The organism is Planktothrix sp. FACHB-1365 (assembly GCF_014697575.1).
GTDB lineage: Bacteria > Cyanobacteriota > Cyanobacteriia > Cyanobacteriales > Microcoleaceae > Planktothrix.
The window spans coordinates 753,474-779,429 of sequence record NZ_JACJSC010000001.1 but is presented as its reverse complement, the minus strand read 5'-3'; the positions used below and the strand labels follow the sequence as shown (position 1 = coordinate 779,429).

The window sequence follows — 25,956 nt, the reverse complement described above, 5'->3', positions numbered from 1 at the left end:
TGTTATCTCAAAACCTATTGAAATTCGATAAATAAACTGAGGCGAGAGTAGTGAAACCGATTCGTTCTTTAGAAGATGCAATAAATTCCTGTCAAGCCAGAGGAATGCGCTTGAGTCGTCAGCGGCGTTTAATTTTAGAGTTGCTTTGGCAAGCTCAAGAACATTTATCCGCACGGGAGATTTATGATCGATTGAATCAACAGGGAAAAGCCATTGGTCATACATCGGTTTATCAAAATTTAGAGGCTTTATCGCGTGAAAATATTATTGAGTGTGTGGAACGCTCTGATGGCCGTTTATATGGACATATTAGTGATTCCCATTCCCATGTAAATTGCTTGGATACGGATCAGATTTTAGATGTCCATATCGAATTACCGCCGGAATTATTAACTTTAGTTGAACAACAAACCGGAGTCAAAATTACGGATTATCAAATTAATTTTTACGGTTATCGGGTTAATTCTGGGAATACCGATGAATTGAATTAGTAAAGTGAACAGTTCAGGATATTCTTCAGGCTTAATCGAGCTAAAATTTAACTCAAAAAAACGGTTAACTGTTAACAGTTAACCGTGAACTCTTACAGATTGCTAATAATTTTCTGCACAATTTCCATTCCAGTGACAGCTTGCCAAGCAAAGAGTCCTAGAATTAAGGTATTGAGAGCAATGTGGCTGACTCTCGCCCAATCTGCACCTTTTTGCATATAAGGGGTTAAAGAAGCAGAAATGGCTATCATTCCGGTCATTCCCAGTCCGGCTAAGAGGTGGGGGCCAACGAAGAGTTTACCGTTGTTAATATAAGTGACACCCATCCCGCCAATGGTTCCCAGAACCATCAAAGCCAACAGCAGGGAACCGATTTGGTGATGTTTAAGATTAAATTTTCCTTTAATTAATTCTTTTTTAGTGTCGCCTTGGGCTTCACGGGTGCGACGAATTTGGACACCCAAATACATCGCATAAACGGATAATCCTAATAAAATCCACATGAGGAGGGGATGAAAGAAATTCAGCCAAGGCTTAATCGATGCTGGAAGGGTCAAATCCATAGTGTTCTCTGAGGAAGCAATAAAACTTAATAAAACTTAGCATACACCAGTTAAGCGTCATTAGTCACCCTTGTGGATCACTTGATCTTTTTTAATCTGCCTGCGAAGATTCAGGTAAATTGTTTGAACGCAATTGTTAGACCCTGATCCTATTTAACACACTTAACAGGCAAGATGCCTGTTCCACAAAACCCAACATGGGCGCAACTAAACAAAACAGCCAATTGATTCATGCCGTTAAAACCGGGAATATGATTAACACCCGTGCTTTACTCTATAGGGGTGTGAATCCTAATGTTAAGGATAAAGAGGGGATTAGCGTCCTCATGTTGGCAACAACGAAAGGATATACGGAAATTGTTCGGCTTTTACTGGATAGAGGGGCTGATGTTAATTATGCCAGTAAACGTTATGGGATAACCGCTTTAATGTTGGCGGCGGCTCATTATCAATTAGATGTGGCTCGTTTGTTAATTGAAAGGGGAGCGAATATTAATGCTAAAAATGAAGATGGAAGTACGGCGTTAATGGCGGCGGCGTTGAAGGGCGATACAGAAATGGTTGATTTATTATTAGCGACGGGGGCGAATGTTACGATTGAAGATCAAGACGGAGATACGGCTTTAAAATTAGCGTTGTCTAAGGGACATTTATCAATTATTCAGGCTTTGCTGAAAGCGGGAAATTCTGATCCAAATGTGGGTTTAGTGCTTTTGCAAGCGACACAACAGCAAGCCATTCAAGGAGTACAAATGTTATTGGCTGCTGGGGTAGATGTGAATGTTTGTAACCGTGATGGAGAAACCCCATTAATGTTAGCGGTGGATGGGGGAAATATTGAGTTAGTCCGAATATTATTGGAGGCAAATGCTGATATTAATCGCAGCAATAATGATGGGGGAACGGCGTTAATGGCGGCTGCTGCTGCGGGTCATTTAGCGATCGCAGAATTATTATTAGAGGCAGGTGCAGACGTTCATGCAAGCGATCACGATGGAGAAACTGCCTTAAATTTAGCAGTAGTTGAAGGTTATATAGAAATCGTGGAATTATTACTCAATCACGGAGCTAGGGTTGATGTCAAAAATCGTTTGGGTGATACTCCCCTGATGGTGTCAATATTACAAGGTTATCCTGAGATATTTAAATTATTAGTTAAAAAAGCAAATACTGAAAATTTGCCTAATATTTTAAATCAAAAAATATTTGGAGAAACCATATTAACAACTGCAATTCAAGGCGGAAATATTGAATTAATTGAGATTTTATTAGAGTCTGGGGCTGATATTAATAGTTGTGCAGATCAGGGAAAAACAGCTTTAATGAAAGCAGCAATTCGGGGAGATATTAGTATTGTTAAGGTACTTTTAAATCGAGGCGCAGATGTTAATATAAAGGATGATTCGGATTCGACTGCGTTAATGTGGGCAGCTTCACGGGGTTATGAAGAAACGGTTAAATTATTAATTGAGTTTGGGGCTAATATTAATGATAAAAATCAAGGCGGATACACGGCTTTAATGTTAGCTGAATTTCAAGGTTATAAATCTGTTGTTCAACAGTTGAGAAAGGCAAATGCTCAAGAATAATGGAGGTTTAGGAATTATAATGAATGAAACTTTAATATAAAATTTGTCATGAAAAAAGGACAACTGACGATCTGGAAAAATGATCAAGGTTTTGGCTTTATTAAACCCGATAATGGGAGTAAAGAGGTTTTTTTGCATATTAGTGCGTTGAAGGGTGCAAGTCGTCGCCCAAAAGTCGGAGATATAATTGTGTATGAGCAGAAAACTGAAGCAAATGGAAAAGTAAATGCGAGTAAAGCTTTTATTCAAGATGATCATTATCTTAATGAATTAAACTCGAATAAACGCATCAAACAGGGTATATTAATAAATATACTCAAGTATGTGATTGTCGCTATAATTGTGGTTTTTATTATAGAATCTAGTCCGAGTGAATTTCCTCCTATCATTCAATCTATTATCAAACCCGGATGTAAAATTAAAGGCAATATTTCCCTGAAAACAGGTAATAAATTATATTATATTCCAGGGATGGAAGATTATAAATCAACAGTTATTGATCGAGGAAAAGGAGAAAGGTGGTTTTGTACAGAGTCAGAGGCGATTAAAAAGGGTTGGCGTAAAGCACCCAGATAGTTAAACCTATTGAATACAACGGATTATTTTTATTGTTCGGCTCCCTGGTTTATGTCTTAGGATAGAAGCTAAGATTGTTTAAATTTTTTAGAATTATTAATATAAAAATTTAACTTTGTTTAAAAACAAGGAAGGTCAAAATGAGTATGAAAGAAAGATTAGAAGCAACGGCTAAAAATATTGAAGGAAAAACCCAGGAAGCTATCGGTGAAATTACGGGTGATCCTCAAGATAAAGCCGAAGGAAAAGCAAAACAAGCTGAAGCTCAATTTCAACATTCGGTTGAGAATATTAAAGAAAAAGTGAATCAGGCTTCACGAGACCTTTAAAATTTATTGTCGGGGAGGTATTTTGAGGTTTCACTATCAACTAAAGTGATTAATACCTAGAACGCAATTTCCAGGGTAGGGGCGAGGTGACCTCGCCCTTATAAACCTGTTAAAATATTAATATCATAACCTCACCCTTTTTAGGGTAAAATTAATGATATCCATCGCAATTGAGGAATAAAGGAATGTTGCGAAAACCCAACAAATTATGGAACCCGGAATATTGGGCGAGTTGGAAACCGTTTGGTTTAGGAGAACAATATCCGAATAATTATTGGGAAGTATTTCGCGCAGCTTGGGTGAATAAAGATCAATTTTCCTATACTTGGGATATCTTAAATAATGGGGTTTGTGATGGCTGTTCCCTGGGAACTACCGGGATGAAAGATTGGACGTTAGACGGGTTACATTTGTGTAATGTTCGTCTGCGGTTATTGCGGTTAAATACAATGGCTGCATTTGATCCTAAACTGTTAGAAAATGTAGCGGAATTAAAACAAAAAAGTAGTGCGGAATTACGAGAGTTAGGTCGAGTTCCCTATCCGATGAGACGGGATAAAGGAGATTCTGGATTTCGACGCATTAGTTGGGATGAAGCATTAGATTTAATCACCACAAAAATTAAAGCCACTTCCCCTCAGCAATTAGGGTTTTATATTACCAGTCGAGGGACGGTGAATGAAACCTATTATGCAACTCAAAAAGCAGTCCGGGCGATAGGAAGTAATAATATTGATAATGCGGCGAGAATTTGCCATTCTCCGAGCACGGGAGCGTTAAAATCAACATTAGGAGTCGGGGCGACCACTTGTTCCTATAAAGATTGGATAGGAACGGATTTATTAGTGTTTTTTGGCTCTAATGTTGCCAATAATCAACCCGTTACGGTTAAATATTTACACTGGGCAAAAAAAGCCGGAACTCGCATTGTTGTGGTTAATACCTATCGAGAACCGGGAATGGAGCGATATTGGGTTCCGTCAATTCCTGAAAGTGCTTTATTTGGAACTAAATTTGCGGAAGATTTCTTTTTAGTCAATTTGAATGGAGATTTAGCTTTTATTAATGGGGTGATTAAACATTTAATTGAACAGAATTGGGTTGATCATAATTTTATTCATCATTATACCACAGATTTTGAGAATTTAAAAGTTAATTTAGATCAACAATCTTGGGAATTTTTAGAACAGGTTTCTGGAACAAAAAGAGAGGAAATGTACCGTTTTGCTCAAATGGTTCACGAAGCAGAAAAAGCGGTATTTGTGTGGAGTATGGGTATTACTCAACATGAATGCGGGGAAGATAATGTGAAAGCCATTATTAATTTAGCCTTAACTAAGGGATTTGTCGGACGAGAAGGCTGTGGTTTAATGCCCATTCGCGGACATTCTGGAGTACAAGGGGGGGCGGAAATGGGATGTTATGCAACGGTATTCCCCGGAGGGCGAAAAATTAACCCCGAAAATGCAGCAGAACTTTCAAATTTATGGGGGTTTACTGTTCCTGAAACACCGGGTTTAATGACCACAGAAATGATTCAAGCTGCTTCAGAAAATAACCTAAATGTTCTATTTTCTGTTGGGGGGAATTTCTTAGAAGTGATGCCCGACCCGGACTTTGTAGAAACCGCTTTAAAAACGGTTCCCTTGCGGGTTCATGCGGATATTATTTGTTCTCATCAAATGTTAATAGAACCGGGAGAAACAGTATTAATATTACCTGCTACAACCCGTTATGAAGTACCCGGCGGAGTGACGGAAACCACAACAGAACGAAGGGTTATTTTTAGTCCTGAAATTCCGGGGCCAAGGATAGGAGAAGCGCGTCCAGAATGGGAAGTTTTTATGGAGTTAGCGCGGCGAGTTCGTCCTGAATTAACCCAACAATTAACCTTTGAAACAACAGCCGAAATGCGTCAAGAAATCGCAAAAGTTGTCCCGCAATATGCGGGGATTCAACATTTAAAAGAAGCGGGAGATCAATTTCAATATGGGGGAGCACATTTATGTTTTGGTTGGCAGTTTCCCACAGTTGATGGAAAGGCTCATTTTTGTTCCTTATGCCCAACCCTTGAAACCTTACCAGAGGGGCATTTATTCGTCGCTACAAGACGGGGAAAACAGTTTAATAGTATGGTACAGGAAAGCAAAGATGCTATTACCGGGGCGATGCGAGAAGCCATATTAATGAATCCTATTGATGCAGAACAGTTGGGTTTAAATCAGGGAGATAAAGTTAGGTTAATCAATGAGTATGGAGAGTATCAAGGACGGATTTATCTTGCCCCTATGACTCCTAAAAATTTACAAGTTCATTGGCCGGAAGGAAACGTTTTATTGGATAAAGATAAACGGTCTACCGAAGGCGTTCCTGATTATAATGCTGTTGTTAAACTGGAAAAAATATGATGTTGAAATTCGCACTGAGGTTGTAATATTTTATTGTAGGGGTTTGGTTTTCAAACCCTCTAGGCACCTGGGTTGGATGACCCAACCCCTACAGGACTGTTTCACAAATTCTACAGAGATAGGTAATTTAGAAACCAGGTTTCTAGGGTTAAACCTGGGTCTAAAGTTACAATATAAGGAAAAAGAAGCGGGTTTTTAAGTTAGGAATTATGAATACAGGTAATAGTAAAACAAAAGCAAAAATTTGGGTGGTTTTTGAGGGAAAAGAACGTTCTCGTTTTGATGAATTAGCAACGGAAGAACCCTTAGAAATTCGCTTATCTCCGACTAACAAAACCCTGGCGGTGACAATGCGAACTCCTGGGGCTGATTTTGAATTAGTCGCTGGATTTTTGTATAGTGAAGGAATAATAAAAAATAAATCTGATATTGTCAAAATGAGTTATTGCGTTGACCCTAATATTGATGGAGAACAACGACAAAATATTGTTAATGTCACCCTAAAACCGGAATTAAACCTGGATTTTAAATCCTTAGAACGTCATTTTTTTACAAATAGTTCCTGCGGAGTTTGTGGGAAAGCGAGTATTGAATCTTTAGAACAAAAAGGTTGTCCGATTTTAACAGAAGATTGGCACGTTACGGCTAATATTATCTATAATTTACCCGAACAATTAAACCAGGCGCAGAGTGTGTTTCATAAAACCGGGGGGTTACACGCTGCGGCATTATTTAATCCAGAGGGGAATTTATTAAAATTACGCGAAGATGTCGGACGTCATAATGCTTTAGATAAGTTAATTGGGTCAGCTTTTTTAGCCGATGAATTCCCTCTAAATCAGAGAATGGTGATGGTGAGTGGACGCACCAGCTTTGAAATTATTCAAAAGTGTTTGATGGCAAAAATTCCCATCATTTGTGCGGTTTCTGCACCCAGTAGTTTAGCGGTGAGTTTAGCCCAGGCGTTTAATCTTACTTTGATTGGATTTTTACGCGGTCAACGATTTAATGTTTATTCGGGTTTGTCTCGCCTCCGCTTTTAATAACCGGAAGAATAAAGGGTTGAGGTTTGCCAATTCCAAACCCTTGAACATAGTCAATGCCAATTTTTTTGAGTTCTGTTAAAATAGCATCGTTTTCTACAAATTCGGCAATGGTTTTAATCTTCATCACATGACCAATCCGATGAATAGCTTCAACAATTTCACGGGCAACGGGGTCAGTTAAAATGTCTTTAACAAAACCCCCATCAATTTTTAAATAATCAATAGGAAGGGTTTTTAGATAAGAAAAAGAAGACATTCCACTCCCAAAGTCATCCAGGGCAAAAGAACACCCTAATCTTTTAAAAGATTGTATCAGTTGTACTGCTTTTTTAAGGTTAGCAATAGCAAGGGTTTCTGTAATTTCAAAGCAAATAACTTGGGGAGGAACTTTATATTGTGCAAACTGTTCATGGAGAAACTGAATAAATTCATCATCATTCAAACTCGCCCCGGATAAGTTAATCGCATAAAATTCTTGAATCTCTGCTAGATTTTCGGAGAGATTGATAGAGAGATAATGCTGTTCTAAATGTTGAAAAATAGTGCGAATGACCCAACGGTCAATACTTTTCATTAAATCATATCGTTCTGCTGCTGGAATAAATGCCATCGGTGAAATTAATTGACCGGATGTGTCTCGTAACCGCAGTAAAACTTCACCATGTTTATGGGGTTTTGTCGCGGGATTAATGTCCATAATAGGTTGATAATATAAACAGAAGCGATTTTCTTCTAGGGCTTGAGGAATTCGCGCCGCCCAGCGAATTTCACGACGTTGTTGAATCAACTCTTGGTCATCGGCGTGATAAAGGTGAACCCGGTTACGACCTTGATTTTTTGCCGCATAACAAGCCGCATCTGCTGCACTCAAAACCGTTGCTAAATCATGAGTTTTATCAGTGATTTGTACTAATCCAATACTGACTCCAATGGAAAAAACTTTTTCGTCCCAAGCAAAGCGAAAATCTCGAACTACATTACACAAATCTACTGCTTTTTTTTGGGCTTCATCTAAGGAATAGTAATTTAACAATAAACCAAATTCATCTCCTCCTAAACGGGCTAAAGTATCTCGTTCTGTGACTTGATTTTGTAACAAACAACTTAATTGTCGTAAAAGTTCATCCCCGGCTAGATGTCCACAGGTATCATTGACAATTTTAAATTGGTCTAAATCTAAATAACAAATGGCATGATGATGGGGAGATTCGCGGACTAATTTTAACGTTTTTGTCACCTGTTTTTCAAATTCACTGCGATTTATTAATCCGGTTAAGGAATCATGACAAGCTTGCCAAGATAATCGATTCGCAAGTTCTCGTTCTTGAGTGACATCTCGAAACACTAAAACAGCACCAATAATCGCACCATCTCGGCTGCGGATAGGGGCCGCAGAATTATCAATTGCCCGTTCTTTCCCATCCTTTGCCCTTAAAATAACATTATCGGAAAAATCAAAAATACACCCTTCTTTTAAAACTTTTTCAACGGGATTTTCACTAAAGAGATGAGTTTTTACATCCAGAATTTTGAACACATCCTTTAAGGGTAAACCTTTTGCTTCTAAAACTGACCAACCTGTTAATTCTTCAGCCACAGGATTGAGGGATTCAATCTGTCCTTGGCTATTGGTGGTAATCACAGCATCACCAATGGATTGTAACGTGACTTGGGCTAATTCTTTGCTTTGTCTTAACTGATGTTCACTGGATTCTAAGGCGGCTAACATTAAAGAATTTCTTAATTCTTGGGCTGTTTCAATTTCAACAGGTTTCCAAGGTAAGGATTTTAATTTAACGGTTTCTTTCCAGAGTTCAAAAGATTGGCGAGGAGTTAATCGACGCAATCCTTGTTGTTCAATTTCAATAGAGTCTTGAGGATTTCCAGCCCAGTTCACCGTTTGAATCACTTCGGGTCTAAACCAAATTAAATGATATTCACTTTGATTGGGAGATAAAGAAATAGCCATAATTCCACTGACTAAATCTTTATAAGATTCGGCTTGGGGATACAATTTTGGCAAACAATCCGTATAAAATATTTCTTGATGGCAATATTGAGATAACCAATCAATGAGTTTTTGAACTTCTGCTAAGGGAGGGGTTTGACCAACTAACATCACATCTTCCCCAAACCGAATCATAGCTCCTTGAGCTTTAACTAGATTCAATAAATTGGTTTGGTCTTGTGCTAAACTTTGGATAAAAGAGGTTTCTAGGGCAGGGGCATTGAGTAAATTTTTACGGACTAATTTGAGTTTTTCACGGTAATAGAGGTAATCTTCACTAATTTCTTTATAGGGTAATTCTACCGCCATAACTTGTCCGAGAAATTCACAAGCTTTGCGGATGGTATAAGAGACATAACGAGGAGAATAATGATGACAAGCAATTAAACCCCAAAGACTTTCTTTTTTAACTAAAGAAATACAAAGGGTTGCTTGAACTCCCATATTTCTAAGATATTCTAAATGACAAGGAGAAACAGAACGCAGCACCGAAAAACTTAAATCTAAGGGTTTTTGAGTTAGGGGATGAATCGGAGGTACAATATCAACGGGTTGATGATTAATATCAACTAATAATCGCAGCCAATTTCGCTGATAAAGATCTCTCGCAAATTCAGGAATATCTAGGTGAGGATAATGAAGCCCTAACAAACTTTCTAAATCTTCCTGTTTATCTTCAGCAATCACAACTCCATTATTTTCTTGATCAAATTGATAGATCATAACCCGATCAAATCCGCTAATTTTGCGAATTTCCTGAGCCAGAAATAAACTTAAATCCTTAAAGTTTGTCGCACTTTGAATCTTACAAACAGAGGATCTAACCAAATGATAAAAATTGATAAAGGTAACATTTTCATCCTGATTGAGTTCTAATTCTAAAATCACATTATCCTGATATCGATGGAGAATTCCATCACAGACAACTTTTTTATTTTTAATATGGAAAATCAGATGAATCGGGTTATAATATTGGAAATTGTTGCTAATTAAACAGTCTTGGATTTGAAAAAATTGGAGTTTGTTTAAAAAATGGCTCAAGGGTCGATTTAGAAAAGCAGACACAGAAATCCCAAACAGCCTTAAAGCATTTCTGCTGACTTGTAAAATTTTTAAATCAGGCTCTTGTAACGTTAACAAAATACCATGAGGTTGTATTCTACCCGGAGTATTAATAAATTCTTCTTCTAGTGCCACAAAATCCTGATTGAGGATACTTGCTTCTTCCTGTTGCATAATATAAGATTAGGTTAATCGCTCTGGCGGTTTACTGAGTTTATGGTATAGTCTGATACAAAAGCATACCCGATTGAATATTAAAAGTCAAAACCTGGACATAAATCATCACAATAAATTCAAGAATGCTGTTTTCTAACTATTAAGATACTATCTCCTTAGTGTTCAACGAACCTCCCCATTGCTTGGGTCGCTCAAACAGAGTTTTAAGGGTTGACTGAATCTCAACCTCTTATCCCTGATAATAGATGCGGATTTTAGCCGACTATTATTAATTTTAAAACTAACTTTAGTATGACACAAATCAAGTTTTTTTTAAAGACTAAATTTAAACCCTGAACAGCCTTAAAACCCACTGCTGATTAATCTAGCTCTTAACCCTAGGTGAGGCTTTCCTGAGACTATGTTGTAAAAATTTGTATCCGTCTTTGCCGTTCAGTGTTAGGATGGAATTTATCATTGGCTTGCCGCCTTGGGAGTTGGGTGACTATAATGGATTATAAGCAAGAATTAATTACCACGATTCACGACTTTGGTTGTGATCTTGATTTATTGGAAGCCCGACTCACTCAACTGTGTGAAACTTTCCCCACGGCTGTATTGATTCCGGCTTTATATGAAGAATTAGAACGTCCTGCTTTAACTCGAATTCGAGATTGTCTGACAACCTGCCAGTTTGTCAATACTGTTGTGGTTTGTTTATATGCTAAAAGCCTTGAACAATACACAAAAGCGGTTCACTTTTTTAGTGTCTTACCCCAACCGACTTTAGTGATTTGGGAAAATAGCCCTAGAGTTAATCAATTATTAGAAAAATTGCGGGAAAAAGGCTTAGACCTGATGAGTTTCAAAGGCAAAGGTCGGGCGGTGTGGATTGGTTTAGGGGTGGTATCTTTACAAGCAGAAGCGATCGCCCTTCATGATGCGGATATTATTACTTATGATAAATCCTATCCCCTGAAACTATTATTTCCCCTCCTGGAAAAAGAACTGGGAATTTCATTCAATAAAGCCTATTATGCCCGTTTAGGAGGAGACCCCAGAGGATTTCATGGTCGCGTTATGCGTCTATTTGTAACGCCGTTATTGGTCGCCTTAATGGATTTATATGGTTATAACAATTACTTACGTTATTTAAGTGCCTATCGTTATCCTCTATCCGGTGAATTTGCCCTCACCAATGATATTGCTCTCAATACTCGAATTCCGAGTAATTGGGGTTTAGAAATCGGGTTATTAGCAGAAGTCTATCGCAATCTTGCCCCCCAAAGAATTGCTCAAATTGACCTCGGAAATTTTGATCATAAACATCAAGTAATTGGCAACTCTTCCCAAGAAGGATTACGCAAAATGTGTTCCGATGTTCTGCGGTCAATTTTGCGAACCTTAATCGAAACAGAACGGGTCGTTGTTACCCGTGAACAAATTCACACCCTGCGAATTAAATTTACACGAGAAGCTCAAGATTTTACCCGTCAATATTTTGTTGATGCTCGATTTAATAATTTACATTACGATCGTCATCAAGAAGAAGCAACAGTTGATATCTTTCAACAAGTCATCGCTGAAGCTGGGGAAGAATTTTTTCAAAATCCAGCCGCCGCTCAAATTCCCGACTGGACAAGGGCTTTAGCTGCTATGCCCGCCCTGCGCGAACAATTGCGGGAAGCCACCCGTCGAGATATGGCCGAAGCCAAAGCCATTTTAGCCGCCAATCCTGACTTCATCCCCCTAGAGAATATCAACGCCGAGTCCAAGAGTCCTAACCCCTTAAATTCGATCTAAATTCAGTTAGAGGACGACAGCCCAACCGCTAAACAGCCGATTGCTATATGCTTTTATGTATGTAGATTCTCTCCCAAAGCTTAAAATTAAGGTCAATAATGTTTACTGCATCTGATAACACCACTGTTCTAGTTCTTTTTGTTGTCCTTGGCATCCTAGGTTGGGGGTATTATCGCGCTAGACCTTACGGAAAACTAGGTTTATTATCCTGGTTGCAATCCGTCGCGTTAATGTCCCCTTGGTTGCTATTTTTCACCTTGGCAGCCCTAGGAATCTACCTGAATGTGGTTAGTATCTTATTCTTATTTGTAGCCTCCACAGGGTTATATATAATGATTGGCCGAAAACTCCGCGAAATCGCCAATCAAGATGCAGTGTCTCCCCCGGAACCCAAACTTGATGCTGTGGACAGTTCAACTTCATCGGAAACGACCCATCACACACCCCCTGTTTCTGACCCGATTTCTCCTTTGCAACCTGTTCCTTTATCTCCCGAAGATCTCAAAATTATTCAAGGGATTTTTGGCGTTGATACGTTTTTTGCCACAGAAACCATTCCCTATCAAGATGGGGCAATTTTTAAAGGAAATCTTCGCAGTGATCCTGAAACGGCTTATCAACAATTATCTACGAAATTACAACAACGAATTGGCGATCACTTACGGTTATTTTTAGTGGATAATCCTGATGGTAAACCCGTTGTGATTGTTCTTCCCCGCACCAATGAACCCGCAACAACTTCAATCACTCAAAAAATTTTAGCACTTATTTTAGGGGTAATTACGGTTGGTACTATTTTTGAAGCGGCTGGTTTATTATTAGGATTCGATTTTTCTGAAAATATTAATCGCTATCCTGAACTTTTACCGATTGCCATCGGGATTATCACCATTTTAATGCTCCATGAAATTGCCCATCAAGTCCTCGCCAAACGTCATAATATTAAATTTAGCTGGCCGTTTTTTATTCCGACGATTCAAATCGGAACCTTTGGCGCCTTCAACCGTTTTGAATCGGTTTTACCCAATAGAACGGTTTTATTTGATGTCGCTTTTGCAGGGCCAGCCGCCGGAGGGGGATTATCGTTATTAATGTTAATTAGTGGGTTATTTCTATCTCATCCAGGGAGTTTATTTAAAGTTCCAACGGAATTTTTTCAAGGATCAGTTTTGGTCGGAACTTTATCACGGGCAATTTTAGGCTCACAATTGCATCAAGCCACCGTAGATATTCATCCTTTGGCGTTAATTGGGTGGTTTGGATTAGTGATTACTGCCTTAAATTTAATGCCTGCGGGACAATTGGATGGGGGACGAATTATGCAGGCGATTTATGGTCGAAAAATTGCCGGACGTTCAACCTTAGCAACCTTTATTGTATTAGCGATCGCATCTTTAGCCAATCCTTTAGCACTTTATTGGGCTTTAGTAATTTTGATTTTACAACGGAATTTAGAACGCCCCAGTTTAAATGAATTAACCGAGCCCGATGATACTCGCGCCGCCTTGGGATTATTGGTTTTATTTTTGATGATTGCAACCCTATTTCCCCTGACACCAGGGTTAGCTAGAGGGTTAGGAATTGGCAGTTAATCTTAGGGGGGAAAGTAGTGATGACAGGTGAAGATCTACGTCAACTTTTATTAGATAAATGGGGCGTGTCCTACGATCTACAATTACGACGGACACGGGGTAAAATCTTTCTGCAAATTATGTGGAAATATTTAGAACAAATGTCTTTTCCCCTCAGTGAAGCTGAATATATTGCCCATTTGAATGCGATCGCCGATTATTTGAATAGCTGGGGAACCACTGAACAGGTGAAACATTATATTCTCAATACCCGTGAAAAACCCCGTTTAGGAAAAGCCGTTAGTATTCCCCTAGATTTAGGCGGGAGATCGTCAGAATGGATGGTGGAGGAGTTCTAAACCTGGGTTTTTTGCTATATTAATCTTTATATCCATTAATTCACTCAAAGGCAACGTCTATGGGTAAATGATTTAGATATTTTCAATTATCCTAATTTAACAGTTGGTATGAGTTTACCCTATTTAGATGATGAACTCAGTCGTCAAATTGAACCCCAAGCTCCTCCTCCATCTAAACGGTATGAAGCTTTATTAAAAGGTCAAAAAGCCGGATGTCGTCTTTATATTGCAATGGCACCTACTCCGCCTACTTTAACTTTAGATAACTTTAAAACCTATTTAGATAAAATCATAAGATTAGAACCAGAAGTGATTTTTTGGGAACCCATTAATGCGCGAGGAACTAATGGAAAACGAATGATTGCAGCAGGCTTAGAGTGGGCAAATTCTATCATGACTAAACGTTCCTGGTCAGAAGATTTTTTAAGACAATGGGAAGCTATTGAAACAGCAGCAGAAATAGTGGGTTGTAAAGATAAACTTCATATCTGGCCTGATCCAGATTTAAAAAAATATGTCGATAATCCTCAAAAAGTCATAGATTGGTTACATCGTCCAACAATTGAAAACTGGGTTTGATATTTGTCTATAAAAATTATGTAAGAGTATTTTATACATTAAAAAAAATTAAAGTTATAATAAAAATGCTATACTTTAACGACATTCGCTATCTTTCTCTAATCTGTGAGGATGATTATAATGCCCACCTTAACTTTAACAACAGAACAAATTATTGATCTGATCCAACAATTGCCACTAGAACAAAAACGGATGGTGTTGCTAGAACTTGCAAAAGAAACCGAAACCCAACGTCAAGAACGCTTAGACTATGGTGAAAGTCAATTGCGAAGATTGTGTACTGAAAGAGGAATCAATTGGGATACTTTATCTGACGAAGAACGCGAGGATTTTATTAATGATTTAATTCATGAGGATAGACCATGTATCCAATAGTCGTATTTGATACGAATGTATTGCTATCTGGTCTAGGTTGGCGAGGTAGTCCTTATCGATGCTTAGAATTAGCTAGAACAGGTCAAATCAAGGCGATCACTTGTCAAGAGTTATTAGATGAGTTGCTGGAAAAGTTAAAGCAAAAACTCAATTTTACAGATTCTCAAATTACAGATACTTTATTCGATTTATTGAGTTTTTTACAGGTAGTCAAAATTTCTAATACTCTTAATGTAATTATTACTGATCCTGATGATAATATGGTATTAGAATGCGCGGTTATAGGTCACGCCAATTATATCGTGACTGGAGACAAAAAACATTTACTTCCTTTAAAAAATTATCAAGGAATTGAAATTGTAAATGCAACAGATTTTTTGAGTTTAATCGCTCAGAAATGATAAAAATCAAGAAGTCTGGAAAATATTCTGCACCATTTGTTGATTAGAACGCATCACAGCATTATCTAACGCTGCCACTTCTCCTGAATCTAAAAACCATCCTAACGCCCCTAAATTATCTTGTGCTTGCTCTAAATTTTTAGCCCCCGGAATCGGAATTGTCCCTTTACAAATACACCAATTTAAAGCAACTTGGGTAACAGTTTTAGACCGAAATTCAGCAATTTCTTTCAAACAATTTAAAATCGGTTGAATTCCGGGTAATAATTTTTTAAATAATCCTCCTCGTATTCCTTTTGGTAACGGGCTATTTTCCGAGAATTTACCCGTTAATAATCCTAACCCTAACGGACTATAAGCAATTAATTGAATACCTAACTCATCACAAACTTCTTTTAATCCTAATTCCCTGACCGGATAAGTTGATAATAACGAATATTGTACCTGTAAAGTTGAAATCGGAATTCCTCGGTCTGCTAATTTTTGATACACTTTTTTTAACCGTTTCGGCCCATAATTAGATAATCCCACTCCTTTAACTAATCCCTGTTCATATAAATCCCCTAAACCTTCTAATAAATTCCATTCTTGCCAAGGAGCATAATTAGCCGTAGACCAGTGCATCTGAACTAAATCGACATTTTTTCCTAACCGTTTAGCTGAATTTTCACAGGCTTGAATCATCGATTTGCGCGTTAATCGCCAAGGATAGGGTGCTAATTTTGTAGCGATACAAATTCGGTCTTGATTAATGCCTTGATACTGTTGAGAAAACTGTCCTAAAAGCGATTCACTCCGTCCGTTTAATTTACCCGTCCCATAGGAATCACCCGTATCAAATAACGTTACACCCTGACTCACACACAAGTTAAAAACTTGTTGTAACTGTTCATCCATACTGGGATCATAACCCCATAATAGGCGATTTCCCCAGGCCCAAGTTCCACATCCCATCACAGGAAGATTTAAGGTTTGACGGCTTTCCATTGGTTTTGAGTTTTCAGAATAATGTCTATCTTAAACGTCGTGAAAGGACTCCCGCCACAGTTTCAGCTTGGCGGTGAGATGAATCACGACAAAATAAAAACATGAGTGGTAACGGATACGATTTAACACTAAACGCTATAATACCAGACAGATTGATATATGGGTAGAAATGTTAGACGTTCTCAAAGTCAGAATTTATCCAAACAAGGAACAGCAAACAGCTTTAGCAAAAAGTTTTGGTTGTTGTAGATTCGTTTGGAATTATTACCTTGAGAAAACTAACACTCAGTACAAGGAAACCGGAAAAGGGTTAAGTTATTGCGACATGGCAAAACATTTAACCGAACTCAAAAAGCAACCGGATTACCTGTTTCTAAAAGAAGCAACTGCTGCCACATTACAACAATCACTAAAGAATTTGGAATCAGCGCTTAAAAACTTCTTTCAAAAAAGAGCTAGATTTCCTAAATTCAAAAGCAAGCACAAAAAACAATCAATTCGTTATCCCGAAAGTTGTTCAATTCAAGGGAGTGGCTTAAAGCTTCCGAAGTTAGGGATTGTCAAAGCCAGAATTCCAAAAACAATTAGCAGTAAGATTAAATCTGTTACCGTGTCTAGGACAAGTACAGATAAATATTTTGCTGCTATTTTGTTTGAGATTGACGATTTAACTGCTAATAAAAACGGAAAAATCTCAGGAATTGACTTAGGGTTAACGAGTTTGGTAACCGTGTTTGACGGTGAAACCTATACAAAGGTTGATCCCATTAAGCCCACTAGAAAATATGCCAAGCGATTAAGAAGAAGACAGCAAGCATTGTCTCGGAAGACCCAAGGGTCTAATAATCGCAAAAAGCAAGTTAAAAGAGTTGCTAAAGTTCATGAAAAAATAGCAAATACAAGAGTTAACTTTCTTCATAAACTCTCTCGAAAGTTAGTTGACGAAAACCAAGTCATTGTAGTGGAAAACCTTTGTGTGAAAGGATTAGCACGTACCAAGTTAGCAAAATCTGTATTAGATGCTGGCTTTGGGATGCTAATTAACTTCCTGAGCTACAAACTAGAAAGAGAAGGTGGAAAGCTAATTGAAGTTGACAGATTCTTTCCCAGTACAAAGCTTTGTCATTGCTGCCAATTCAAAAACAATTCATTAAATTTAAGTGTTCGAGAATGGGTTTGCCCAAATTGTCAAACTCACCATGATCGAGATGAAAACGCAGCACGTAATATTAGGGAAGAAGGTATAAAAATACTGTCAACCCATACTGCGGGACACGCAGAAATTCAAGCTTGTGGAGAGGATGTAAGACTCGTTGGTGCAAGCACCAAAAAGCATTCTTCCGTGAAACAAGAATCCCCCGTCACAGCGTAGCTTGGCGGGGGAGTGTCAAATTAGTAGTTAAACTATTTCGGTTCAACAGGCAGAAAATTTATGACTTCCCTACAACAAAACCTGAACCCCACATTCATCGAACATCCCCAAACCGAAACTGAACAATTTCAATGGACAAAACAATGGTATCCCGTCGCTGCGGTGGAATTTATTGATCCCACTCGTCCCCATCCCGTGCAATTATTAGGCAAAGATCTGGTTTTATGGCGGGATGCTTCAGGTCAATGGCGCTGTTTTGCGGATGCTTGTCCCCATCGCCTCGTCCCCTTGTCTGAAGGTCGGGTTGAGTCCGATGGCACACTTCTGTGCGCTTATCATGCTTGGCGGTTCGATGGTGAGGGAAATTGTGTTAGCATTCCCCAATCTCAAGATAGCGAAACCGAAGCAAAACATTGTTCTAACCCGAAATCCTGCGCTGTGGTTTATCCCACCCAAGAACGTCAGGGTTTATTATGGGTTTGGGGAGAATCCGGTTCCGAAGCTCAACAGGAAAGCTTGTTAAAATCTCCTCGTCTGATTCCTGAATTAGAAGAAAATTCAGATCAAATTGTTAAGTTACCTTGGAGTTTTCGGGATATTCCCTACGGTTGGGATTTCTTTATGGAGAATATTTCTGACCCCGCCCATGTTCCGGTTTCCCATCATGGAATTATCGGCAATCGCTACAAAGATGCTAAATATTATGACATGATTTCCCTGCGAAAAATATCGACTCAAGAGGGATTTGCCTTTAAAATTATACCGACTCAACCCCACGTTGTAGAAGCGGTTCATGATTTTCAACCTCCCTGTCATCAGAAAATTTACGCGACTAATGTAGATGGGGGAAAAATGGTCTTAGCGTTATATGCAACTCCCACTCGTCCGGGTTGGTGTCGGACTTTTGGCCGTCAGATTTTAATTAAAAGTAAGCAAGGTAAAACACCGGGCGGGATAGGCTTTTTTGCCCTACCAATGCCCATTTGGTTAAATCATGTTTTAGCTCCCTTATTTATGCACCAAGATTTAGTGTTTTTACACTATCAAGAAAAAATATTAGCCAAACGGAAAAATAAACGCTGGTTAGAGGAAGTTTATACACCCAATCCCCAGGATAAAATGGTAATTACGTTCCGTCAATGGCTTGAAAAACGGGCAGGCGGTGGTATTCCTTGGTCTGAAGAATGTAACCCCCATCTTCCTCTTCCTGAGTTAAATAAACAACAGTTATTTGATGTTTGGTCAACTCACACCCAACATTGTCAAGTCTGTCAAAATGCTCTAAAAAATATTAACCGATTAACGGTATTTTCCTATATTGCTGCTATCCTTTGTTTTGGGTTAGGTGTTATGGTTGATGCCCGAACAGTTGAGCAATTAACTGCAATTCCGCCGATAGGTTTTTGGGTTTTATTAGGATGTGCGATCGCCTTTGCAACGGCTGGATATTATTTAAAAAAATTCAGTCGTTTATTCTATATTTATGAGTTTGAACACGCTCATAATGATTAATTGAATTAGCAATTCTACTGTACAAATTACCACCGTTGTAATATGAAATCCGATTATAGATGCTACAGATGATCCTCCCTAACCCCCCTGTAGAGACTAAGCATGGCTAGTCTCTACAGGGGGGATTTGTAGCAAACATTTAGGAATTTCATATAATATTTTATTGTAGGGGTTGGGTTGCCAAATCCTCTAGGGTTTTGGGTTGGGAAACCCAACCCCTACGGTGATTTTTCACAAATTAAATAGGATTGCTATAGGTTTGATCGAATAATAATAAAGTGTGTAACAATACATTGGCTCCTTGGGTACAATGTTCAGGGGAAGTATATTCTGCTTCAGAATGACTTACTCCCGCTTGGGAAGGAACAAAAATCATCCCCATATTAGTAATTCTCCCCATTTCTAACGCATCATGTCCCGCACGACTAGGAAGGGATAAATAACTTAATTCTAACTGTTGACAAACAGATTCAATGGTGTTTTGAATTTCAAGGGCTGCTAAAGTGGGTTTAACACTGAGTAACGGTATAATTGAAATTTGGGTATTTGTTGAATTAGCGATCGCTATAATTTTATGATCTAATTTTTCTAACATTTCCTGTAAACAATCCTGAGATAAATCCCGCATATCAACAGATAATTCAACTTGTCCGGGTATAATATTAACCGCATTCGGGAATACATGAAGATATCCCACCGTTGCAACAGGTTGAGAAGGCATTTTTAACGCAATTTCTTGCACTGCTAAAATTAATTCTGCTGCTGCGACTAACGCATCCTGTCGCATTTCCATCGGTGTTGTTCCGGCGTGGTTAGCTTGTCCAAGAATCGTGATTTTTTGGCGTTCCATTCCCACCACGCCTTGAACAATTCCAATTGAAACCCCATTGCGTTCTAAAATCGCTCCTTGTTCAACGTGCAGTTCTAAAAATGCTGCCATATTTTCCCGTGAACGTCGTGCGGTGGCTAACTGTTCCCAATTTCCCCCTAGCCGTTTTAAACTAGATTGAATCGACTCTCCGGTTTTAGAGGAATAACGCTCTGGGTTATCCAGTAACACCGTTCCCGCCATCGCCTGACACCCAATCATCGTACTTTCTTCATCGGTAAACACAATGACTTCTAAAGGATGATGCAGTTTTAGATGATTCTCCTTCAAGGTTTGTGCTACTTCGATGCCAGCTAATACCCCTAAAACTCCATCATAGCGTCCTCCCGTTGGCACAGTATCGAGGTGAGAGCCCGTTGCTAAAGCGGGAGCCATCTGATTTTGACCCGGATAACGACCGATGAGATTTCCCGCAGCATCGGTTCTCACGGTCATTCCCGCTTCTAACATCCATTGTTTGACGGCTTCACGAGCCTGCAAATCTTCCGGGGTAAACGCCAAACGGCGAATACTTCCTGACGGTTGTTGACCAATCTTCGCTAAATCATAAATTCGATGGTGTAGGCGCTTATGATTAATTCTCAGTTCTGTGATCACAGCCATAATTGTTAAGAGGGAATGGGGAATGGGTAATTTACTCCCTAATATGATATCTTTACAAAAAAAACTAAAATCTTTAAATAAAACCCTGTTAATTTTCCTCCTCTACAGACTAGATTAAATCTATCGATTATCGGGATTGATCCCGTGATTAACTTTAATTTAAAATTTTACCCAGAGGATTTAACATGAATATTACACCCAAAACAACTCTGAAATTATTCCTAGTTGCCACTCCCGTTATTGCTTTATTAAGTAGTGTTTCTCCAGTTTTTGCGGGTACCTTAGCGAAGGCTGAAACAAACACTTTAATTTTTGATTTTAACCAAGTTCCTACAAACACTTCCACCTTTACAGATGCTCAAACCCTAGCATTAGCTGTTCGAGGAATTACATTAGCCGAAGCGAATGCTAATGCAAATTTTAATGTTTGTTTAGAACCTGAAAATTGTTTAACTCTAACGGAAAATAGTTCTCAAGCGAAAGCTCAGGGAGAAGGTCAAGAATATCTGGGTTTAGCGTACAGTCAAGCAGTCGCTATAGGTTATCAGTTTAAAATTACCGAAAATCAAGAATTTTCCTTTAAAGTTTCTTCTCTTTTAAATTCGGAGGTTATACCAAGTTCCTTCTCAAAAGAATCGGCTCAAGCAGAGAATTATATCGCTTTTTATTTATTTGATGATTTGACGGATAATCTGTTAGATTTTTTTAGTCTCAATAGCTCACTTAATTCTTCTAATCAGCTTAATTTATCAACAGAAAATAGTCAGGGCTTTCACTGGTCACCGTTGATAACAACAAATGCTCAAGATAATCAAGTTTCTGCTAATATTGTGTTGTCAGGATTATATTCTCGTGAGTTTAGTCACAGTCAAAGTTTAACGTTAATTACCTATCAACATAGTAAAACAATGGTCAAAGCGCCTGAACCTTCAACTTCTTTGAGTTTATTAATCATGGGTATATTGGGAATAGTCTTAAACTTTAAAAAGAAAAGTATTTTATCTGATTGATCTTGTCAATTTTCAAAAATTAGTGAATGATCAGGACAGACTCAATCGGTTACTGCTAAAGTGTCCAAACGCAGCGATCGCGAGTAAAACTGAGTATTAGGACAAAAGCCAATCCTAGATTCATCCCCAAACAATTGTTATAATTTTAGACGAAATCAATCACAGAGTTAGTCCCTTGACAAGAGCGGAAAAATCTGTATTTTGATTAAGTTAAACTTAAAAATTAGGAAATTGTGCTCGATTGAGGTGCAGGATACAGAATTGTTGACCAACAATAGTCATTAACACAACATAAACAACCTTAACCCATCTGTATCCTGTTACCCAGATGATCCTTGAACGTTAATTGATGCTTAGATAGGAGACTGAATGACTCAATCCTTGATTCCGATTAATGAATGTCCCATCCAAATTGAGGACGATCGCACTGGAACGAGTGTGGAAACCCTAAAACGGGCTTTTGCCGATAATTTATTCTATGAACTCGGTAAGTACGAGTCCATCGCCACAAAGGAAGATTTTTATATGGCGTTGGCTTATACCTTGCGGGATCGGTTGTTAAGCCGTTGGTTGAAAACGGTCAAAACCTACGAAGACCATAGCGTCAAAATCGTTTACTATTTGTCTGCGGAATTCCTCATGGGCCGACACTTAGGGAACAGTTTAATTAACTTACACCTCTATGATCGCGTCCGTCAGGCGGTGGAAGAATCAGGACTCAACTTAGATGAACTCCTTGAACAAGAACCCGACCCCGGTTTAGGAAATGGCGGTTTAGGACGGTTAGCGGCTTGTTTCCTCGACTCCCTGGCGACCTTGGAAATTCCCGCCGTTGGCTATGGTATTCGCTATGAATTTGGGATTTTCCACCAAACCATGCAAGATGGTTGGCAAGCGGAAATTCCCGATAAATGGTTACGATTTGGCAACCCTTGGGAAATTCCCCGTCCCGAAGAATCCGTTGAGGTGAAATTTGGCGGTCAGACCGAAATTTATCATGATGAGAAAGGACGGGAACGGATTCGCTGGATTCCGGCTAAAACCGTGATCGGTATTCCCTATGACACTCCGGTTCCTGGGTATGATACCAACACCGTTAACCCTCTGCGGTTGTGGAAAGCAGAAGCCAGTGACGCCTTTAACTTTGAAGCCTTCAACGCCGGGAATTATGATGGGGCGGTAGCTGATAAAATGCGATCGGAAACCATCTCTAAAGTCCTCTATCCCAATGACAACACCCCCCAAGGGAAACAATTGCGCTTAGAACAGCAATATTTCTTTGTGGCTTGTTCGTTGCGGGATATTGTTAAACGTCATCTCCGCCACAATAACAATCTTTATAACCTGAATGAAACCGCCGCCATTCAACTCAATGATACCCATCCGGCCATTGCCATTGCTGAGTTAATGCGGGTGTTGTTAGATGAACATGGGATTGATTGGGATTCTGCTTGGCGAGTCACCCAAAAAACCTTTGCCTATACCAACCATACCTTGTTACCCGAAGCCTTAGAAAAATGGTCAGTGGGTTTGTTTGGCTATTTGTTACCGCGTCACTTGGAAATCATCTATGAAATTAACCGTCGTTTCTTAGAAGATGTCCATCGCTGGTATCCCGATGATGACACCTTATTGGGACGGTTATCTTTAATTGAAGAAGGGCCAGAAAAATTTGTGCGGATGGCTCATTTAGCCTGTGTTGGCAGTCATGCGATTAATGGAGTGGCGGCACTGCATACGGATTTGTTGAAAAAAGATACCCTGCGAGATTTTTATAAACTCTGGCCAGAGAAGTTTTTCAATAAAACCAATGGGGTGACACCCCGGCGTTGGATTTTATTGAGTAATCCCACGTTATCGCAGTTTTATAGCTCTAAATTGGGTGAGGGTTGGCTCAAAGATTTAGATCAACTGCGTCAATTAGAAAGCCAAATTGATGATCCTGAATTCTGCGAACAGTGGCGTCAAATTAAACTGTACAATAAACAACTGTTAGCGGATTACATCTGGAAATTTAATGGCGTTGAAGTTGATCCCCATTCCATCTTTGATATTCAGGTGAAACGGATTCATGAATATAAACGTCAACACTTGGATGTGCTGCACATTATTACGCTGTACAACCGCATCAAACAGAACCCCAATATTAATATTTATCCCCGAACTTTTATCTTTGGGGGGAAAGCGGCTCCGGGCTATTTCATGGCAAAATTAATCATTAAATTGATTAATGCCGTTGGGGAAGTGGTCAATAAAGATCCCGATGTCCGGGGACGGTTAAAAGTGGTGTTTTTGGCAAACTTTAACGCCTCTTTAGGTCAACGCATCTATCCGGCGGCGGATTTATCTGAACAAATTTCTACAGCCGGAAAAGAAGCTTCTGGAACCGGAAACATGAAGTTTGCCATGAATGGTTCCTTAACCATTGGTACTTTGGATGGGGCAAATATTGAAATCCGCGAAGAAGCCGGGTTTGAAAATTTCTTCCTGTTTGGCTTAACCGCAGAAGAAGTTTATGCCTTAAAATCTAAAGGCTATAAACCCAGCGATTACTATCATCGAAATGCTGAATTAAAAGGCGTGATTGATCGGATTTCATCGGGTTATTTTTCCCATGGCAATGAGGAATTATTTAAACCTTTGGTGGATTCCTTAATGTACCATGATGAATATATGCTGTTCGCGGATTATCAAGCTTATATTGATTGTCAGCGACAAGTCAGTTTGGCATTTCAAGATACGCAAAAATGGACAAGAATGTCAATTCTGAATGCTCTCCGCATGGGTAAATTCTCTAGCGATCGCACCATCCGTGAATATTGTAACCAAATCTGGAACGTGAAATCTATTCCTGTGGAAATGGAAGGATATAACCCAGAAGCGGCTGGATTGCGCGTTATTAGTTAATTCTGAATCGGATTAAAAATAAGGTGAATTTTATCTCATAGATTCCCTTCGGTTTATAGCGATTTTAAAGGTACTCCTTCATTCCCATCAGGAGTACCTTTTTTGAATAACCGATCAACACCTGAAAATCATTCACTCCTGACTGTTCCCTGTTCCCTCATGCTACGCACTATCGTCAAAAATCAATCCTTTGTGCTGAAATAAGTGTATCTATAATGGGACTAATCCTTATGTCACAATCTTATCCTCCTGATCCCTCCAATCGTCAATCTAATCCTCGCTTTGATGAGGTTATTGCCATTATTGTTGCGTTAGCAACGATGGGTACAATTTTATTTTGGGTTTTAAGCCATCCTAACCGGAAATTAACGACCACCCCCAACCAAACCGCCCCAGAAACCCAAACCTCGACAACAGATCAGACGTTCTCCCAAATCCTAGAACGCTCCCTCCCGGATGGGGTTTCACCTTTGCCTCCCCCAACTTCCCAACCTACCACACCTTCCCCTACACCTCAGCCAACCGTGAATCAACCTTGGTGGGTTGCTTTAGGGTTAATTCCTCAAACCACACCGGATACACCCATCGCCACCTCGCCTCCAGCACAAGTTCCCCCAGTTCCCCCCCAAACCACTACCCTCAACCCAAGGGAAACCCTTTGTCCGACTCCATCTCAAGGGGGAAAAGTGTGTTTAACGACTCCACCTCCTCTGGAAACCCCCTCTTCTACTGTTCCTGACCAATCTTGGGCGAGTCCATTTGTTGCCTATTTTATGAGTAAAAATTGGGCAACCGGGTCTGATCAAAAACCCTTTCAACCTGATGAAAAAATTACACGGGGAGAATTTGCCGCCCAATTACAAAGGGCATTTAATCAACAACCTGAACAATCCCCTATTCAATTTAAGGATGTTCCTAAAAACTTTTGGGCTAAACCGGCTTTGAAAGAGGTTAGTCAATCGGGTTTTTTAGTGGGATATCCAGGAAATATCTTTCGACCTAAACAAGAAATTCCTCGCGTTCAAGTGTTAGTGGCTTTAGCCAGTGGGTTAGAGTTAAAACCGTCTAAAAATCCTCAACAAACCCTTAAACTCTTTAAAGATATGGATCAAATTCCTGAGTGGGCTGTTGAGGGTGTTGCCGCCGCAACGGAAGCCGGATTAGTTGTTAATTATCCTGATAAAAATACTCTCAATCCCAATCAATCGGCTACCTATGGTGAAGTCGCTTCTATGATTTACCAAGGGTTAGTTTATCAGAAAAAAGTAGAACCGATTTCTTCTGATTATATTGTGAACTCACGCTGAGGGATGACGCTGGGGCAGGGCTCTAGCGCTACGCCCAAGGGAACAGTAAGAAT

21 protein-coding genes are annotated in these 25,956 nt (G+C 39.3%); 17 read left to right on the top strand and 4 right to left on the bottom strand.

All coding sequences use genetic code 11. The features are described from left to right. Positions 1 to 50 precede the first annotated feature (50 nt). The gene (locus H6G57_RS03265; RefSeq protein ID WP_309235640.1) at positions 51 to 491 is read left to right on the top strand and encodes a Fur family transcriptional regulator; all 441 of its coding nucleotides are present in this window, start codon (positions 51 to 53) and stop codon (positions 489 to 491) included. A 92-nt stretch (positions 492 to 583) separates the two neighbouring features. Here H6G57_RS03265 and H6G57_RS03260 read toward each other — a convergent pair whose 3' ends face one another. Then, the gene (locus H6G57_RS03260) at positions 584 to 1,054 is read right to left on the bottom strand and encodes a DUF4079 domain-containing protein (protein ID WP_072719928.1); all 471 of its coding nucleotides are present in this window, start codon (positions 1,052 to 1,054) and stop codon (positions 584 to 586) included. Between the two features lie 197 nt (positions 1,055 to 1,251). Between H6G57_RS03260 and H6G57_RS03255 the strand changes: the two genes are divergently transcribed. The 5 genes from H6G57_RS03255 (at position 1,252) to fdhD (ending at position 6,999) form a co-directional block, all read left to right on the top strand. Beyond that, entirely contained in the window at positions 1,252 to 2,643 is a 1,392-nt protein-coding gene (locus tag H6G57_RS03255; protein ID WP_190515940.1) for an ankyrin repeat domain-containing protein, read from the top strand. A gap of 48 nt (positions 2,644 to 2,691) precedes the next feature. After that, positions 2,692 to 3,219, top strand: a complete 528-nt coding sequence (locus H6G57_RS03250) for a cold shock domain-containing protein (protein WP_199313915.1) — start codon at positions 2,692 to 2,694, stop codon at positions 3,217 to 3,219. Positions 3,220 to 3,359: 140 nt separating this feature from the next. Beyond that, positions 3,360 to 3,548 (top strand): CsbD family protein, encoded by a 189-nt coding sequence (locus H6G57_RS03245; protein ID WP_190515938.1) that lies wholly within the window; start codon positions 3,360 to 3,362, stop codon positions 3,546 to 3,548. A gap of 185 nt (positions 3,549 to 3,733) precedes the next feature. Continuing rightward, positions 3,734 to 5,956, top strand: coding sequence for an FdhF/YdeP family oxidoreductase (locus H6G57_RS03240; protein WP_190515936.1), 2,223 nt, complete (start codon positions 3,734 to 3,736; stop codon positions 5,954 to 5,956). Between the two features lie 209 nt (positions 5,957 to 6,165). Beyond that, complete coding sequence (gene fdhD / locus H6G57_RS03235; protein WP_190515935.1) at positions 6,166 to 6,999, top strand: formate dehydrogenase accessory sulfurtransferase FdhD; 834 nt, start codon at positions 6,166 to 6,168, stop codon at positions 6,997 to 6,999. Here fdhD and H6G57_RS03230 read toward each other — a convergent pair. Further along, positions 6,962 to 10,246, bottom strand: a complete 3,285-nt coding sequence (locus tag H6G57_RS03230) for an EAL domain-containing protein (RefSeq protein ID WP_190515933.1) — start codon at positions 10,244 to 10,246, stop codon at positions 6,962 to 6,964. The two genes, fdhD and H6G57_RS03230, sit on opposite strands and share 38 nt — an antisense overlap. 492 nt (positions 10,247 to 10,738) lie before the next feature. Between H6G57_RS03230 and H6G57_RS03225 the strand changes: the two genes are divergently transcribed. From H6G57_RS03225 to H6G57_RS03200, 6 genes are all read left to right on the top strand, one after another. After that, positions 10,739 to 12,031, top strand: coding sequence for a glucosyl-3-phosphoglycerate synthase (locus H6G57_RS03225; protein ID WP_242048851.1), 1,293 nt, complete (start codon positions 10,739 to 10,741; stop codon positions 12,029 to 12,031). Between the two features lie 98 nt (positions 12,032 to 12,129). After that, a complete protein-coding gene (locus H6G57_RS03220) occupies positions 12,130 to 13,623 on the top strand; it encodes a site-2 protease family protein (protein WP_190515931.1) in 1,494 nt (497 codons plus the stop codon). A gap of 20 nt (positions 13,624 to 13,643) precedes the next feature. Next, a complete protein-coding gene (locus tag H6G57_RS03215) occupies positions 13,644 to 13,961 on the top strand; it encodes a DUF3067 family protein (protein ID WP_072718806.1) in 318 nt (105 codons plus the stop codon). A 108-nt stretch (positions 13,962 to 14,069) separates the two neighbouring features. Beyond that, on the top strand, positions 14,070 to 14,540 hold the full coding sequence (locus H6G57_RS03210; RefSeq protein WP_190515929.1) for a hypothetical protein: 471 nt from the start codon (positions 14,070 to 14,072) through the stop codon (positions 14,538 to 14,540). Between the two features lie 120 nt (positions 14,541 to 14,660). Further along, positions 14,661 to 14,915 (top strand): hypothetical protein, encoded by a 255-nt coding sequence (locus tag H6G57_RS03205; RefSeq protein WP_190515927.1) that lies wholly within the window; start codon positions 14,661 to 14,663, stop codon positions 14,913 to 14,915. Then, positions 14,903 to 15,316 (top strand): putative toxin-antitoxin system toxin component, PIN family, encoded by a 414-nt coding sequence (locus tag H6G57_RS03200; protein ID WP_190515926.1) that lies wholly within the window; start codon positions 14,903 to 14,905, stop codon positions 15,314 to 15,316. The genes H6G57_RS03205 and H6G57_RS03200 overlap by 13 nt, the downstream gene beginning before the upstream one ends. 6 nt (positions 15,317 to 15,322) lie before the next feature. On the opposite strand, the gene H6G57_RS03195 is transcribed toward H6G57_RS03200, so the two are convergent. Further along, positions 15,323 to 16,303 carry an aldo/keto reductase gene (locus H6G57_RS03195; protein ID WP_190515924.1) on the bottom strand — a complete coding sequence of 327 codons (981 nt, stop codon included), beginning with the start codon at positions 16,301 to 16,303 and terminating at the stop codon, positions 15,323 to 15,325. Positions 16,304 to 16,472: 169 nt separating this feature from the next. Between H6G57_RS03195 and H6G57_RS03190 the strand changes: the two genes are divergently transcribed. Together H6G57_RS03190 and H6G57_RS03185 are read left to right on the top strand one after the other, a co-directional pair. Beyond that, positions 16,473 to 17,675, top strand: a complete 1,203-nt coding sequence (locus H6G57_RS03190) for an RNA-guided endonuclease TnpB family protein (protein ID WP_190515923.1) — start codon at positions 16,473 to 16,475, stop codon at positions 17,673 to 17,675. A 60-nt stretch (positions 17,676 to 17,735) separates the two neighbouring features. Continuing rightward, positions 17,736 to 19,187, top strand: a complete 1,452-nt coding sequence (locus H6G57_RS03185) for a Rieske 2Fe-2S domain-containing protein (RefSeq protein WP_190515921.1) — start codon at positions 17,736 to 17,738, stop codon at positions 19,185 to 19,187. Between the two features lie 238 nt (positions 19,188 to 19,425). Here H6G57_RS03185 and H6G57_RS03180 read toward each other — a convergent pair whose 3' ends face one another. After that, entirely contained in the window at positions 19,426 to 20,679 is a 1,254-nt protein-coding gene (locus H6G57_RS03180; protein ID WP_190515919.1) for a Zn-dependent hydrolase, read from the bottom strand. Between the two features lie 185 nt (positions 20,680 to 20,864). Between H6G57_RS03180 and H6G57_RS03175 the strand changes: the two genes are divergently transcribed. The 3 genes from H6G57_RS03175 to H6G57_RS03165 all read left to right on the top strand — a co-directional run bounded on the left by H6G57_RS03175 (position 20,865) and on the right by H6G57_RS03165 (position 25,903). Next, entirely contained in the window at positions 20,865 to 21,689 is an 825-nt protein-coding gene (locus tag H6G57_RS03175) for a PEP-CTERM sorting domain-containing protein (protein ID WP_190515918.1), read from the top strand. Positions 21,690 to 22,058: 369 nt separating this feature from the next. Continuing rightward, positions 22,059 to 24,596, top strand: coding sequence for a glycogen/starch/alpha-glucan phosphorylase (locus H6G57_RS03170; RefSeq protein ID WP_190515916.1), 2,538 nt, complete (start codon positions 22,059 to 22,061; stop codon positions 24,594 to 24,596). 230 nt (positions 24,597 to 24,826) lie between these two features. Further along, a complete protein-coding gene (locus H6G57_RS03165) occupies positions 24,827 to 25,903 on the top strand; it encodes an S-layer homology domain-containing protein (RefSeq protein WP_190515915.1) in 1,077 nt (358 codons plus the stop codon). Positions 25,904 to 25,956 lie beyond the last annotated feature (53 nt).